This is a genomic window from Nocardiopsis sp. KDC1DS13DA1, assembly GCF_055632325.1.
The window spans coordinates 91,868-106,028 of sequence record NZ_JBVMUY010000030.1 but is presented as its reverse complement, the minus strand read 5'-3'; the positions used below and the strand labels follow the sequence as shown (position 1 = coordinate 106,028).

Below are 14,161 nucleotides of genomic sequence, written 5' to 3'. Positions count from 1 at the left end.
TGTAACAGAGTTTCCCAGTTCAACGGAGCGGGACGGCGGTCTGACGACGTGACACGGCTCGCAGTGGCCGCGCGCCGCGGTCACACGACCGGACGACGGACCGGGCGCGCCCTCCCCCCCACCGGGTTGCGCAGCCCATCGTGCCATTGCGTCCTGGTCGGCGTTTTTCCTGTTTGCACCACGTACGGCCGCCGACTTTGCCACCCTGTCACCATGACGTTGTCCATCGCACTGAGCGGAGACACCGCACATTCACCGGGGAACACCCTCCCCGCCCTGCGATCAGCGTGGCGCGCAGGAGCCGACCTGGTCAAGGTCGACGTCCACCTGAGTTCGGACGGATATCCCGTCCTGGTCGACGAGCGCGTCGCCGCCCTACCGGGTGCCCCGCCCCGCCCGGTCACCGATCTCACGCTGGCCGAACTCGCGGTCACCAGGGACGACGTGGAGCGGCGCGTCCCCACCCTGATGGAGGTGCTGGGGGAGTTCCGCCCCGGGGCCGCCCCGCCCCTGCTGATCGACGCCGCCGCGCCGGACGCCGCGCTGGCCGCGGACGCCCTCCTGCGTGAACGGGGGCTGGCCGACCGCGTGCTCTTCACCGGCTCCGCCGAGACGCTGGGCGCGCTGCGGTCACGGAGTTCCGAAGTGCCCCTGCTCCTGGCGTGGGACCAGCCGGGCCTGCCCCCGGAGGACGTGGCGCGGACACTGCACCCGACCTATCTCGGGGTGCGCACCACACTCCTGAACCGGGAGCGGATCGGCGAGATCCACCGTTTCGGATATCGCGTGGCCGCATGGAACGTGAACGAGTTTCCAGAAATGGCGCGGTACGTCGGAATGGGCGTCGACGCGCTCGCCACGGAACGGATCGAGGATCTGTCGTCACTGACCAAGGATGCCGAGAAGGGAGGTCGGCAGGTCGCCGAACCCGCCTGAGAGCGGACGGAAGCAGCAGGTCGCGACACAGGTCGGGGATGTCGAACCACGTGGAGGACGGGTTGCGTGCCCCCGTTCGGCCGAAAAGGGTCGCATCAACCCCAGGTGCCGCATAAACCACATCATTCCACGCCGATTTCCCGCATTCCACCCGTCGTGACAACGTTCCGGGGATATCCTCGGAACGGCTTCCGACCGGACCGGGCGCCCGGTGCACCGCCCCCGCGGCGACCTCCGACCGACGAGGCACCGCACAGGTCAGGAGATCCCGGCCCGGGGGGACCGGCCCCCAGGCCCCTGGGCCGAGGCCGCTCGCACCAGCCCCAGCCGTCGCCCCCGAGGAGGTGATCCTGACGGCCACGTCCCGCACAGGACGCAAGGACCCGCCCAGGCGTGCCTCCACGGCTTCGCCCCCGGCGACCCGGTCCGCGCTGTCGCGCCCACCGGGAGGAGGGCGGGAACCCGAACCGGGCGGGCGGCGGTGCGCTCCACCGGCAGCCGCGCCGTCAACCGCCCCCAGGGGCCGGTCAGGATTTCGTACAAGCACCCGCGGCCCCCGCGACGGTGCGACGGCTACCCCTACACCACACAGAAGGAGGCAGGGCCTTCCTCCCCGGTCCGAGAGCCGGGGTATCCGACCCAAGATCCCCATGACGGCCGAGACCTCCCCTCACGCCCTCCGCGCCACGGCGCCCGTCCTGGACTGCGCGGCGCGCCTGTTGACCGAGCACGGCTCAGGCGGTATCGCCATGTCCGACCTGACCGCGCACATCGCGACCGAGACCGGAACCGACGCCGCCCGCCTCAGGCGCGCCTTCCCGACGCGCCTCGACCTCGCCTACGCGATCGTCCTGCGTTCCACCCGTGAGCGGGTCGACGGGCAGCTGGGCGCGGACGACACCGGCACCCCAGCGCTGGACCGTGTGGCGCGTCTGGTCAGACGGCACGTCGAGATCGGATGGAAGCACCGCGCGGCGACCGCGCTGGGGCAGGAACTGCTACCGGTCCTGCGTGCCGTACACCCCTCCCGGCACCGGGACATCACCTGCCTCACCCGCGCCTACCGCGAGCACCTCCGCACGATCATCGCGGACGGCGTCATCTCGGGGGACTTCGACATCCTGGACCCGGGCAGGACCGCCGACGACGTGCTGGAGACACTCGACTCGCTCCTGCACTGGTACGACCCCGGCGGCGGCCTGAGCCTGGACGACCTCGGCGCGGTCTACGTCGACCTGGTGGTCCACCACCACCTGGGCTGCCCGCGCTGACCGCGGGCCGGGGCGGCGCCTCCTTCCGGGTTCCGACCGGCCCTCAGACACCGACCAGGGCGTACAGGTCCACGGACTCGGCGATCGCGCGCAGCCCGGCGTCTCCCGGATGCAGGTGGTCGCCGGAGTCGTAGGCCGGCAGCAGACGCGTCGGATCGGCCGGGTCCCGCAGTACCAGGTCGAAGTCCCACACCCCGTCGTACACGGAGTCCGGGTCCCGTGCCTGGGCCCGCAGATGGGCGTTGACCTCCTGCCGGGCGCGCTCGGCCCTCGGCGTGCACAGGCTCTCGCCACCGCAGGGGGCGAGAGTGGCCACGAAGACCCGCAGGCCCCGTTCCCGGGCGAGCGCGGCGACCTCGTCGAGCCCCGCGGTGACCCTCCGCGCGGGCGTCCCCCACCGCAGGTCGTTGATCCCGGCGAAGACGACGACGGTGCCCACACCGTTCTGTGCCAGCACGTCGCGCCGGAACCGGTGCCGCAGACTGACACCGGCCGCGGTGTCGGCCAGGCCCTCGCCCGGGTAGAGGTCGCCGACGACCTGGTTGCCGGCCACTCCCGTGTTCAGCACCCCGGGGTGGGGGATGCCGTCCCGGGCGGCCAGCCGCTCGCTGAGCACGTCGGGCCAGCGGGCGTGGGCGTCGCGGGTGGCACCGACGCCGTCGGTGATGGAGTCGCCGATCACGGCGACCGCGCCCGGCGCGCCGAGGACCTCCACGCCGGTGAGGAAGGGCCACTGGGTGACGAATCCGGTGAACGGCTGCCCTGTGGTGTCCAGGGTGCGGTCCCCGCTGCCGGGGGCGCTCGTGAAACCGGTGTCCACGGCCGCGTAGTGGACCGGGGCGCTCGTCACGCGCTCCGGCAGGTAGATGCTCACCAGGATCTCGGTGTTGGCGGGCAGGCCGATCGCGACCGGATCGCTGAAGAGCTGCCCCCCGCCGGGGATGACGGCTCGGGACACGCCGTCGAAGGTGAGCGGAACCGCCGCTCCCTCCGTTCCGGCACCGGTCCCGCGCAGGCCGAGGGAGGCGGCCCCGACGGTGACGGCACGGTCCGAGAACGTGTTGTCGAGACGGATGCGCGCGCCGTGGCCGCCGGTGGTGGTGCGCACCGCCAGGCGCAGGGTCTGGTCCTGCCAGGGGCCGACCTCCAGCAGGGAGGAGGTGGCCCGGGACCAGGTGCCGACCCAGTCGTCACCCACGGGGGTCCCCTCCATGGCGAAGACCTGGATGTCGCCGCCGACCGGCGCGCGGGGCAGCACCACGTGTGCGACCTGGCGCAGGGGGTCGGCCGGGACCGTCCGGACGTACAGGCGCGCCCCGCCCACCGCGCCGCGGCCGAACAGGGAGGTGGAGTTGGTGTAGGGGAGGGAGAGGGCGGCGTCGGCCGCGGGGCCCGTCGCCCAGTCGGGCACGGAGAGGGTGAACTCCTCCTGCGACCCGTCGGTGTAGACGACGCGGCCGGTGCCGGCGACGGGTGCGTCGAGGTCGTCGTCCCGGGTGGCGGTGACGAGCAGGGCGACCGACCGGACGTGTTCCTCCTCCAGTGCCACGAACTGGCCGCGGCAGACCAGGTGGTCCGGGTTTCCGCCGCCGTAGGACGGCAGGTCGACCGAGGCGCCCAGGACGGTGATCTCCCCGCCGGGGTCCCACCCGGCCTCGGCCAGGGTCCGCGCGGACAGACTGTTGCCCGCTCCGTCGAGGTCTCCGCCGACGGCGGCTCCGTCGCGGGTGATGCCCACCCGGTCGACGAGGTCGGCGAAGGGCCGCGGTGCGATCGGCCGTTGCCCGGATGAGCGGGGTTCGGGTTCACGGGGGAGGAGGTGGACGGCCAGGGCGACCACCGCGAGCACCACGACCAGGACCGCTCCGCCGCGCACGAGACGGGAGGTGGGACGTCTGCGGCGTCCGGTCCCGTCACGTCGCCGTCGCCTGCCCGCGTTCACCACTCGCCTCTCCACCGATCCACGTGTCACCGACATAGAGGACGGCGCGGGGCGCACCGGGGTTGATGAGACATGGAACACGACCGCTCCGGGTGGGCCGCCAGTCTAGACCAGCACCGGTTCCTGTGGTGATGGGCCGGTATCGGCCGAATACGGAACCGGGTTCCGGCCCGGTGGCCTCCCGAACGGTCCGGAAGGTCGGGGGACGGCGCGAGCCGACCGCGTGGGCGCACCGGGGGCGGCGGGAGGGACCGTCCGCATATGACCTTCGGCGGCCACCAGGTCGGAGAACAACTCCGGCGCGGGACGGCAGGAAGAAAACTGACATCGGACGCGGAACGCCAGGGAGAACGCACACCAATCTACGCGATTAACAACGAAGTGGACATTTCACTTATCAGCATTCGCGAAAGATTCTCATATCTCATGGATATGCGCGGGCCGCCCCTCCCCTTTGGCGGGCAATACCGGGGCCGCCCGGCCCGGAGCGGCGAACACGGCCACTGTCGACCGGACGCCGACCCGGTGACCTCGGGAGCGCGCTCTGGGATGATGGACGCGGCCCCCTCACCGGGGGCCGCGGACGGGGCCGGCGGCCCCCGGTCGGATCCGCCTCCGCCACCCGCGTTCGACAGTGCACCGCGGAATCCGGGAACCGATACCCGGTGCGCGGCCGTCTGCTGAGGTAGGACCGCGACATCCCGTCCACACATCCACCGAAGGAGACACGCATGTCCCACCCCCAGACCCCCCCACCGGATGACCCCTACGGCCAGGGACAGCAGCCCGGCCACCAGGGCGGGACCGGCGGCTACACCCCTCCGCCGGGGTACCAGACCGGCGGCTACCCGGCCCAGCCCGGTGGCCACCCGCAGCCCCCGCAGCCCGGGTACGGCCCGCCCCCGCAGGGCGCCTACGGCCAGTACGGCCAGCCCGGGTACGGGGGCCAGCCCGGATACGGCGGCCAGCCCAGCCCGGACGACAGGCAGATGGCCTTCTTCGCCCACCTGGGCGGCGGCCTCCTCGGGTGGCTCGTCCCGCTCATCATCTGGCTGGTCAAGAAGGACGAGTCCCCGTTCGTCCGCCAGCAGGCGCTCGCCGCCCTGAACTTCCAGCTCGTCATGCTGATCGTGTACGTGGTCTCCGGCCTGCTCATGATCGTGCTGATCGGCTACCTGACCTGGCTCGCGGCGTGGATCTTCGCGGTGGTCATGGGAATCCGGGCCGGACAGGCCGCCAACCAGGGGCAGTCGTTCACGTACCCGTTCAACGTGACCTGGGTGAAGTAGCGGCCGAGGAGGCTGAGCGCGGACGCCGCCCATGCCGGGCCCCGACCAGGGGTGGGCGGCAATCCCGCACGAATACGAAATGAAGGGGCGTCACCGCGATGTCCGACTGTCGTCGACCCGAGGACACGGGTCGACGACACCCGATTTCGCGTTCGGCAAGGGGGTAGGCCGGGCAGGACTCGAACCCGCGACCCAGGGATTATGAGTCCCCTGCTCTAACCAGCTGAGCTACCGGCCCTCCGTCGTCGGCAAACGTCATCCTAACAGGATGCGTCCGGCGTTTCCGCGCCGGAAATCCATGAACTGCGGGAGATTGGCACACGGTCCCATCTGGGCACGGCCGCCTTCCCCGCACCTGGGTCACACGCTCCGGACACGGTCGGTCTAGGGTGGTGAGGTGCGGCGCGCGCCTGGTCGGACCCCAGCGCCCCGGCACGGACGCCGCTTCGTACCCGTTGGTAACATCTCGGGTCGCACTTCGTCGTCAGGAGAGTTCACGTCATGGCCCAAGTACCCGTCAACGTCACCGTCACCGGCGCCGCTGGCCAGATCGGCTACGCCCTGCTGTTCCGGATCGCCTCCGGTCAGCTGCTGGGGGCCGACACCCCGGTGAAGCTGCGTCTGCTGGAGATCCCGCAGGCCGTCAAGGCTGCCGAGGGCACGGCCATGGAGCTGGACGACTGCGCGTTCCCGCTCCTGCAGGGCATCGACATCTTCGACGACGCCCGTCAGGCCTTCGAGGGCGCCAACGTGGGTCTGCTCGTCGGTGCCCGCCCCCGCGGCAAGGGCATGGAGCGCGGCGACCTGCTGGAGGCCAACGGCGGCATCTTCAAGCCGCAGGGTGAGGCGATCAACGCGGGCGCGGCCGACGACATCCGCGTGCTGGTGGTCGGCAACCCCGCCAACACCAACGCCCTCATCGCCCAGAACCACGCGCCGGACGTCCCGGCCGAGCGCTTCACCGCGATGACCCGCCTCGACCACAACCGCGCGCTCACCCAGCTCGCCAAGAAGCTGAAGGTGTCGATCAACGACATCAAGAAGCTCACGATCTGGGGCAACCACTCCGCGACGCAGTACCCCGACCTGTTCCACGCCGAGGTCAACGGGGCCAACGCCGCCGCGGCCGTCGACGACCAGGCCTGGCTGGAGAACGACTTCATCCCCACCGTCGCCAAGCGCGGCGCCGCGATCATCGAGGCGCGGGGCGCCTCCTCGGCCGCCTCCGCCGCCAACGCCGCCATCGACCACGTCCACGACTGGGTCAACGGCACCCCCGAGGGCGACTGGACCTCCGCGGCCATCCCCTCCGACGGTTCCTACGGCGTTCCCGAGGGCCTCATCTCCTCCTTCCCGGTCGTGTCCAGGAACGGCAGCTGGGAGATCGTCCAGGGCCTGGAGATCGACGACTTCTCCCGCACCCGCATCGACGCCTCCGTCCAGGAGCTCGTCGAGGAGCGCGACACCGTCCGCAAGCTCGGTCTGGTCAAGTAACCGGTCCGCAGGCAGACAGCGCGCACGGCGGGGCGCGCCTCCTTTCCGGGGGGCGCGCCCCGCCGCCGTTTCCGGGCGGTGAACGGCGACCGTCCCGAAGGGTGCGCGGGAGCGGGCAGTATAGGAAGCGTGAGTCTCATTGATGTGCTTCCGGCCGAACCCGACCCCGACTCCCTCTTCGAGGCGTTCGCTTTGTGGGCCGAGGAGCGGGGCCTCACCCTCTACCCGCACCAGGAGGAGGCCCTCATCGAGGTCGTCTCCGGGTCCAACGTCATCCTCAACACCCCCACCGGCTCCGGCAAGAGCATGGTGGCCACGGGAGCGCTGTTCGCGGCGCTGTCCCGCGACGAGTGCGCGTTCTACACCGCGCCGATCAAGGCCCTGGTCTCGGAGAAGTTCTTCGACCTGTGCAGGATCTTCGGCACCGACAACGTCGGCATGATGACCGGCGACGCCAGTGTCAACGCCGACGCCCCCATCATCTGCTGCACGGCCGAGGTCCTGGCGCAGATCGCGCTCGCCGAGGGCGGCCGCGCCGACATCGGCACCGTGGTCATGGACGAGTTCCACTTCTACGCCGAGCCCGACCGCGGCTGGGCCTGGCAGGTGCCGCTGCTGGAGCTGCCCCAGTGCCAGTTCCTCCTCATGTCGGCCACCCTGGGCGACGTCACCCGGTTCGAGGAGGACCTCAAACGGCGTACCGGCCGTTCCACCGCCGTGGTCGCCTCCGCCGAACGACCCGTTCCGCTCTACTACGACTACCGGGCCACGCCGCTGCACGAGACGCTGGAGGAGCTCCTGTCCACCGGCCAGGCCCCGGTGTACATCGTGCACTTCACCCAGGCCCAGGCGGTCGAGCGGGCGCAGTCGCTGACCAGCATCAACATGTGCACCAAGGCGGAGAAGGCGGCGATCGCCGAGGAGATCGGCAACTTCCGCTTCACCACGAGGTTCGGCCGCAACCTGTCCCGGTACGTGCGGCACGGCATCGGCGTGCACCACGCGGGCATGCTGCCCAAGTACCGGCGGCTGGTCGAACGGCTGGCCCAGGCCGGTCTGCTCAAGGTCATCTGCGGCACCGACACCCTGGGCGTGGGCGTCAACGTGCCCATCCGCACCGTGCTGTTCACCGCCCTGAGCAAGTACGACGGGGTCCGGGTCCGCCGCCTGCGCGCACGCGAGTTCCACCAGATCGCCGGGCGGGCCGGACGGGCCGGGTTCGACACCGTCGGCAACGTGGTGGCCCAGGCACCCGAGCACGTCATCGAGAACGAGAAGGCGCTGGCCAAGGCGGGCGACGACGCCAAGAAGCGGCGCAAGGTCGTGCGCAAGAAGGCGCCCGAGGGGTTCGTCTCCTGGGACAAGGCCACCTTCGACAAGCTCATCGACGCCGAACCCGAACCGCTGACCTCCCGGTTCCGGGTCAGCAACGCGATGCTGCTCAGCGTGATCGGCCGTCCCGGCAACTGCTTCACCGCCATGCGGCACCTGCTCACGGAGAACCACGACGACCGCAGAACACAGCGCCGCCACATCCGCGAGGCGATCGCCATCTACCGGTCGCTGCTCGACGGCGGCATCGTCGAGACGCTCCCCGAGCCCGACCAGCAGGGCCGCACCGCGCGGCTCACGGTCGACCTCCAGGCCGACTTCGCGCTCAACCAGCCGCTGTCCACCTTCGCCCTGGCCGCCCTGGACCTGCTCGACGCCGAGTCGCCCGGCTACCCGCTGGACGTGCTCAGCGTCGTGGAGTCCACCCTGGACGACCCCCGGCAGATCATGGGTGCCCAGCTGAACAAGGCGCGCGGCGAGGCCGTCCAGCAGATGAAGATGGACGGGATCGAGTACGAGGAGCGGATGGAGCGGCTGGAGGAGATCGACTACCCCAAGCCGTTGGAGGAGCTGCTCGACCACGCCTACGAGGTCTACCGGCGCGGGCACCCGTGGGTGGGCGATCACCCGTTGCGCCCCAAGTCCGTGGCGCGGGACATGTTCGAGAGGGCGATGACCTTCACCGAGTACGTGGGCTTCTACGAGCTCGCCCGTTCGGAGGGCCTGGTGCTGCGCTACCTGGCGAGCGCCTACAAGGCCCTGAACCAGACCGTGCCCGACGACGCCAAGACCGAGGAGCTGCGCGACCTCGTGGAGTGGCTCGGCGAACTGGTCCGCCAGGTCGACTCCAGCCTTCTGGACGAGTGGGAGCAGCTCACCAACCCGGAGGAGGAGTCGCCGGACGGGGAGGCCGCGGCCGAGGAGCGGGTGCGCCCGGTCACCGCCAACACGCGGGCCTTCCGGGTGCTGGTGCGCAACGAGATGTTCCGCCGGGTCGAGCTGGCCGCCCGCCGCCGCTACGCCGACCTGGGGAAGCTGGACTCCGACGGCGAGTGGGACGCCGAGGCGTGGGAGGACTCCCTGGAGGACTACTTCGAACAGCACGACGCGATCGGGACCGGCCCCGACGCACGGGGCCCCGCACTGCTGCTCATCGAGGAGGAGGACGGGCTCTGGCGGGTCCGCCAGATTCTCGCCGACCCGGCCGGGGACCACGACTGGGGGATCAGCGCCGAGGTCGACCTGGCCGCCTCCGACGCCGAGGGGCACGCGGTCGTCCGCGTCACCGACGTCGACCAGCTCTAGGGCTCTGCACCTGCTTCCGGGCCTCCGCCCGCCCGTCGCCCGCCGTCGCCCCCGGGGCGCTGCGCGCGGCGGGCGGGCTGGCGCCCGCCACCACCCTCGAACGGCGCCTCCGGCGCGGGTACCCCCGGGCCCACGCTAACGGCCGCCGTCCGCCAGCAGGTGGGCGTTGACCCCGCGCACGCCCTCGGCCAGGTCGGGGCGTTCCACGACGTCCCGGCCGGAGCGGCGCAGCCGTTCGGCACCGTCGCAGTCCACGAACAGCTCCGGCTCGCGCCAGGCGAAGACCACGCGCGGGATCGGGGTGCCCAGCACCAGCTCCGCGCAGGGCACGGGCCGGGAGGAGCGGGCACTGCACGGCTCCAGCGACGAGTAGAGGGTGGCTCCGTCCAGGCGGGGGTCCCCGCCGTCCAGCTCCCTGAGCGCGACCTCCTCGGCGTGGTCGTGCGGGGAGTCCCGGCGGGAGTAACCCTCGCCCAGGAGCGTGCCGTCGGCGGCGACCACGACCGCCCCGACGGAGAAGGCGGTGGCCGAGGGCGGGCAGTTCCGGGAGAGCTCCACGGCGCGGCGCAACCAGTGCGCGTCGGCGCCGCCCTCGGCGGGGGGCGGTCCGACGGTCACCGGTGGTCCTCCGTCTCCCCCAGGCGGTAGCGCAGGACGGCGACGTCGCCGATCGCGCGGGCCTCGACCAGGCGCATGGGCGCCCGTGGCCCGTGCGGGAAGGCTCCGGGCAGGACGAAGCGCGGGGCGTCCTCCTCCCCCACGAAGAACGGGGCGACCGCCAGCCGGAGTTCGTCCGCCATGCCGGAGGTGAGGAAGAGCGTGTGGATGTGCCCGCCGCCCTCCACGAGCAGGCGCTCGACACCGCGCGCGGCCAGATCGGCCAGGATCTCCTCGGCGGTGGGCGGATCCCCCGCGTCCACGACCTCGGCCGGGGGCTCCGCGCTCGGACGGGCGGCCAGGCGCTCGCGGGCCAGGGCGAGACCGTCGCCTCCGGTGTAGACGACCGCGCCGGCGTCCCCGGTCGAGAAGAGGCGGGCGGCCGGATCGACGTCCCCGCTCCGGGTGACCACGGCCTTGAGCAGGTTCTCGGTGCGGCCCCGGGCCCGACGGCGCTCACGCAGTTCCGGGGAGCGCACGAGGAGCCGCGGATCGTCCGCCCGCAGGGTGCCCGCACCGACGAGGATGGCGTCGCAGCCGGCCCGGAGTTCGTCGATCTCGGCGAAGTCCGCCTCGTTGGACAGCCGGAGCCGTTCGGGGCTGGTGTCGTCGATACGCCCGTCGACCGACACGGCGCAGCTCAGGATGGTGTGGGGACGGTCCATCCCCCCAGGCTAACCGCGTGGCACGGTCGGAACGCGCCACTCCCCCGCGCCACATGACCGCGCGAGGGGTGAAGGGTTTTCGACGGCGGCCGCGCCGCCGCACTTCCTGCGCTTTCGCGGCGGACGGCACGGATTCACGCAGGCAGCGAGTACACACGGGGAATTAGCTGACCGTTTTGGCGGCGACCTTATTCTACTCCGCTCCGTATGCGACTCGTGGCCCTTTGGCGACATACGTGGACAATCCACTTTCCAACACGTGTTCGAGGAAGCGCCTCCGACCACGCCACGCGCACACCCCCGGGAGCGCGCGATCGACTACCCCCCAGGCCCCGCGCACCCGACCGCGCGGATCCTCCCGGAGCACGCTCCGCCTCCAGATCCCCCACAAAATGGACATTGAGGGTATATGACCTGGTTGTTCCTGGATTGGAGTAACACACAGCGCGAGACGCCACAGTGGCATCCTCGGGCACGTGTTTTTTTACGACCCGTATCCTCGACTCGGTTAACAAACACCGCCCGTGAGGAATACAATCCCAGGAGTCGACCACACTTCCCCACCTCACGACAAGAGGACGGCGATGTCGCGATTCACCTCCCCCGATTTCCTGCGACAGGCGGGGGGCAAACACCTCCGGGCCAAGCCGCCGCCCGTCGTCGATCTGGGCCAGCCCAGCATCGCGCGGCTGCGCTCCTTCCACCTCAAGGGCAAGGACCACTTCGAGGGCGACCGTGAGCTCGCCACCCGCGCCGACCAGGCCGCGCCCGGCTTCCAGGAGATCGTGCTCGGTGAGCGCGCCTTCCTTCAACGGGCCGTCCGGCGCCTGGCTGAGGAGGCGGGGATCACGCAGTTCCTGCAGTTCGGGGCGGGTCTGCCCGCTCCGGGCGACCCGCACGAGATCGCCCGGTCGATCGCTCCGGACACCCGCGTCGTCTACGCCACCGACGACCCCATGGTGCTCACCCACCACCGGGCCCTGCTCCGCGACGGCCGCACCACCACCGCCGTACACGGAGGGCTCACCGAACCCGGGCAGGTCCTGCGCGACCCCGAGACCCGCCGGTTCCTCGACTTCGACCGACCGGTCGGGCTGCTGCTCACCGGCGTCGTGCCGCACGTGTCCGACGACGAGGGCCCGGCCGGGCACATCGCGACCCTGCGCGAGGCGTTCGCCCCCGGCAGCCATCTCGTCCTGAGCCACTACTGCCGCCCCGACCGGAGCCGGTACGCCAAGGACGCGGCCCGCGCCGACCGCCTGGAGGACGTCTTCGTCGAGAGCCTCGGCTCCGGCTGGTGGCGCAGCCAGCGCGAGGTGGAGGCCCTCTTCGACGGCTGGGAGACCCTCAGCCCCGGAGTCCTGGAGATCCAGCGCTGGCACACGCTGCCCGTCGCACCGCCCGTCCCCGGCTGCTACCAGATGCCGCGCCGCAACCGTCGGCTGATCATCGGCGGTGTGGGCCGGATCTGAACCCGTCGCCCTCTCTCCCCCGCGTTGGAGCCCACGGCCCGACAGCGGGTGAGGGGCGTCGTGTGCGTACCCGCCGGGAACGACGAAGGGCCCTCCCCCCGGAGGGAAGGACCCTTGACCTGCTCCCGCGACTGGACTCGAACCAGTAACCTGCCGGTTAACAGCCGGCTGCTCTGCCGATTGAGCTACGCGGGACCGCGCCCGTGCGGCCCCCTGCCGGGGCCGTGGCGACAGCCACCAGCCTAGCGCCTTCCGAGGGGTGCTCGTGACGGTTTTTCGGCACTGCTTCCCGCTCTCCGGGAGGTGGGCGATGACGGCGGTCAGGCCGGTGACGACAGTGGGGTCGAACCGGACCGGGTCGCCGCCCGGGTCCACCGCGACGCCCGCCGGACGTGCCATGGTGGTTCCGTCGGCGCAGCGGACCGTGGGCGTCCGCGCACCCGTGGAGACAGCGCCCGCGGGAAACCGCGCGTAGGCGCCGACCGCGTCGGTGCGGTCGCGGAGTCCGCTGCCGGAGCAGCCGGACCGGCCGGAGTCGGTACCGGCCCTCCCGGGATTCCCCTCCGCGCGCAGACCGGCGGTCGGGGCGTCCACGGAAGGCACCCGGGGCCGCGTGGGGGCGTCCACACGACGAAGGGCCCTCCCCCGAGGGGGAAGGACCCTTGACCTGCTCCCGCGACTGGACTCGAACCAGTAACCTGCCGGTTAACAGCCGGCTGCTCTGCCGATTGAGCTACGCGGGACCGCGCCCGTGCGGCCCCCTGCCGGGGTCCGCCGCATCGACAGGGACCAGCCTAGCGTGCTTTTCGGAGTGCTCGTGACCGGTGTCGAGCCGTGTGGCCGCGGCCACGACGCGGTAACGTCAGGGCACGAACCACCCCGAACGCCACCAAGGCCTGGAGAGGGAGCCCATGCGCTACCGGATCACCTTCGTCGCCGGACTCGCCATCGGTTACGTCCTGGGCGCCAAGGCGGGCAGGGCCCGCTACGAGCAGCTGGCCCGCACCGCCAGGAAGGTCGCCGACAGCCCTGTGGTGCAGGAGGTGGCCGGGCTCGTGGGCGCGCAGGTCAGCAACGCGGGCCGCACGGTCTACGACAAGGCCGTCGACACCCTGCCCGTCACCTCCCTGCGCGACTTCCTCGCCCGCCCCACGGAGGAGGAGAGGGAACTGGTCGAGTGGGAGCGGCACATGGCCCAAGGCGGGCCGTCGGGCGCGAACGGCGCGTCCGAGAGCCCCCGGGACCGCTAGTGGGCCTGTTCCGCCGGGGGGTCCCCGAGTCGGTCCGCGCCCGGCTGGAGCGCGGCGAGCGCGTGCTCGCCCACGTTCCGGTACGCGCGGCCGAGGGCGGGGAGCCCCTCCTGGTCGCCACCACACGGGCCCTGTACCTGCCCGACGGGCACGCGGTGCCCTGGCAGAACATCGACCAGGCGCGGTGGACCCCGGACACGCTGACCTTCGACGAGGAGGGGGCCGGCCGACACACCGTCCGGCTGCGTTCGGAGCCCGCGGAGGACGCCGTCGACTACCGCCGCATGGCCGAGACGGTGGCCGAACGCGTCACCGCCACCATCCTCGTCAACCGGTTCGTCCCCTACCCCCGGAGCGACTCGGCCACCGGTTTCCGTCTGGTGGCGCGCAGGCCGCCCGGAGGCAGTGAGGCGCACTGGCGCGTGTACCTGAGCGAGGGCCTGGACCCGCGGGACCGGACCCTGTCGGAGTCCGTCGCGCAGGTCCTGGCCGCCCTCCGGGAGCAGATGGGCGTCTGAGCTCTGTCCGTGCGCGCTCACAGGCCCGCC

Annotated in this window: 11 protein-coding genes and 3 tRNA genes; 8 read left to right on the top strand and 6 right to left on the bottom strand. The window is 71.7% G+C overall.

Translation table 11 applies throughout. From position 1 onward, the window contains the following. Positions 1-213 precede the first annotated feature (213 nt). Both ACTVAJ_RS19850 and ACTVAJ_RS19845 read left to right on the top strand, forming a co-directional pair. Positions 214-936 carry a glycerophosphodiester phosphodiesterase gene (locus ACTVAJ_RS19850; RefSeq protein ID WP_470389693.1) on the top strand — a complete coding sequence of 241 codons (723 nt, stop codon included), beginning with the start codon at positions 214-216 and terminating at the stop codon, positions 934-936. Between the two features lie 650 nt (positions 937-1,586). Further along, on the top strand, positions 1,587-2,207 hold the full coding sequence (locus ACTVAJ_RS19845) for a TetR/AcrR family transcriptional regulator (protein ID WP_470389692.1): 621 nt from the start codon (positions 1,587-1,589) through the stop codon (positions 2,205-2,207). Between the two features lie 43 nt (positions 2,208-2,250). Here ACTVAJ_RS19845 and ACTVAJ_RS19840 read toward each other — a convergent pair whose 3' ends face one another. Continuing rightward, a complete protein-coding gene (locus ACTVAJ_RS19840; RefSeq protein WP_470389691.1) occupies positions 2,251-4,185 on the bottom strand; it encodes a GDSL-type esterase/lipase family protein in 1,935 nt (644 codons plus the stop codon). A 695-nt stretch (positions 4,186-4,880) separates the two neighbouring features. Here ACTVAJ_RS19840 and ACTVAJ_RS19835 point away from each other — a divergent pair. Then, a complete protein-coding gene (locus ACTVAJ_RS19835; protein WP_470389690.1) occupies positions 4,881-5,438 on the top strand; it encodes a DUF4870 domain-containing protein in 558 nt (185 codons plus the stop codon). A gap of 164 nt (positions 5,439-5,602) precedes the next feature. On the opposite strand, the gene ACTVAJ_RS19830 is transcribed toward ACTVAJ_RS19835, so the two are convergent. After that, positions 5,603-5,676: transfer RNA gene (locus tag ACTVAJ_RS19830), tRNA-Ile, on the bottom strand. Between the two features lie 263 nt (positions 5,677-5,939). Between ACTVAJ_RS19830 and ACTVAJ_RS19825 the strand changes: the two genes are divergently transcribed. Both ACTVAJ_RS19825 and ACTVAJ_RS19820 read left to right on the top strand, forming a co-directional pair. Next, complete coding sequence (locus ACTVAJ_RS19825; protein ID WP_470389689.1) at positions 5,940-6,932, top strand: malate dehydrogenase; 993 nt, start codon at positions 5,940-5,942, stop codon at positions 6,930-6,932. Positions 6,933-7,076: 144 nt separating this feature from the next. Continuing rightward, positions 7,077-9,569 carry a DEAD/DEAH box helicase gene (locus ACTVAJ_RS19820; RefSeq protein WP_470389792.1) on the top strand — a complete coding sequence of 831 codons (2,493 nt, stop codon included), beginning with the start codon at positions 7,077-7,079 and terminating at the stop codon, positions 9,567-9,569. 135 nt (positions 9,570-9,704) lie between these two features. Here the strand turns inward: ACTVAJ_RS19820 and ACTVAJ_RS19815 are convergent, their stop codons facing one another. Continuing rightward, positions 9,705-10,187 carry a dCMP deaminase gene (locus tag ACTVAJ_RS19815; RefSeq protein WP_470389688.1) on the bottom strand — a complete coding sequence of 161 codons (483 nt, stop codon included), beginning with the start codon at positions 10,185-10,187 and terminating at the stop codon, positions 9,705-9,707. Beyond that, on the bottom strand, positions 10,184-10,891 hold the full coding sequence (locus ACTVAJ_RS19810) for a RibD family protein (protein WP_470389687.1): 708 nt from the start codon (positions 10,889-10,891) through the stop codon (positions 10,184-10,186). Before ACTVAJ_RS19810 ends, ACTVAJ_RS19815 begins: the two co-directional genes overlap by 4 nt. A gap of 584 nt (positions 10,892-11,475) precedes the next feature. Between ACTVAJ_RS19810 and ACTVAJ_RS19805 the strand changes: the two genes are divergently transcribed. Then, the gene (locus ACTVAJ_RS19805) at positions 11,476-12,363 is read left to right on the top strand and encodes an SAM-dependent methyltransferase (protein WP_470389686.1); all 888 of its coding nucleotides are present in this window, start codon (positions 11,476-11,478) and stop codon (positions 12,361-12,363) included. Positions 12,364-12,485: 122 nt separating this feature from the next. Here ACTVAJ_RS19805 and ACTVAJ_RS19800 read toward each other — a convergent pair. Together ACTVAJ_RS19800 and ACTVAJ_RS19795 are read right to left on the bottom strand one after the other, a co-directional pair. Further along, positions 12,486-12,558, bottom strand: a tRNA-Asn gene (locus tag ACTVAJ_RS19800). A gap of 475 nt (positions 12,559-13,033) precedes the next feature. Then, positions 13,034-13,106 (bottom strand) — tRNA-Asn (locus ACTVAJ_RS19795). Positions 13,107-13,274: 168 nt separating this feature from the next. Here ACTVAJ_RS19795 and ACTVAJ_RS19790 point away from each other — a divergent pair. Further along, positions 13,275-13,613, top strand: a complete 339-nt coding sequence (locus tag ACTVAJ_RS19790) for a hypothetical protein (protein WP_470389685.1) — start codon at positions 13,275-13,277, stop codon at positions 13,611-13,613. Next, entirely contained in the window at positions 13,613-14,131 is a 519-nt protein-coding gene (locus ACTVAJ_RS19785) for a hypothetical protein (protein WP_470389684.1), read from the top strand. Before ACTVAJ_RS19790 ends, ACTVAJ_RS19785 begins: the two co-directional genes overlap by 1 nt. Positions 14,132-14,161: the final 30 nt, after the last annotated feature.

Bases quoted from the DNA above. Each gene is read 5' to 3' on its own strand.
- ACTVAJ_RS19845 (WP_470389692.1), top strand. From the start codon at position 1,587: ATGACGGCCGAGACCTCCCCTCACGCCCTCCGCGCCACGGCGCCCGTC.
- ACTVAJ_RS19790 (WP_470389685.1), top strand. From the start codon at position 13,275: ATGCGCTACCGGATCACCTTCGTCGCCGGACTCGCCATCGGTTACGTC.
- ACTVAJ_RS19825 (WP_470389689.1), top strand. From the start codon at position 5,940: ATGGCCCAAGTACCCGTCAACGTCACCGTCACCGGCGCCGCTGGCCAG.
- ACTVAJ_RS19810 (WP_470389687.1), bottom strand. From the start codon at position 10,891: ATGGACCGTCCCCACACCATCCTGAGCTGCGCCGTGTCGGTCGACGGG.
- ACTVAJ_RS19835 (WP_470389690.1), top strand. From the start codon at position 4,881: ATGTCCCACCCCCAGACCCCCCCACCGGATGACCCCTACGGCCAGGGA.
- ACTVAJ_RS19850 (WP_470389693.1), top strand. From the start codon at position 214: ATGACGTTGTCCATCGCACTGAGCGGAGACACCGCACATTCACCGGGG.
- ACTVAJ_RS19840 (WP_470389691.1), bottom strand. From the start codon at position 4,185: ATGTCGGTGACACGTGGATCGGTGGAGAGGCGAGTGGTGAACGCGGGC.
- ACTVAJ_RS19805 (WP_470389686.1), top strand. From the start codon at position 11,476: ATGTCGCGATTCACCTCCCCCGATTTCCTGCGACAGGCGGGGGGCAAA.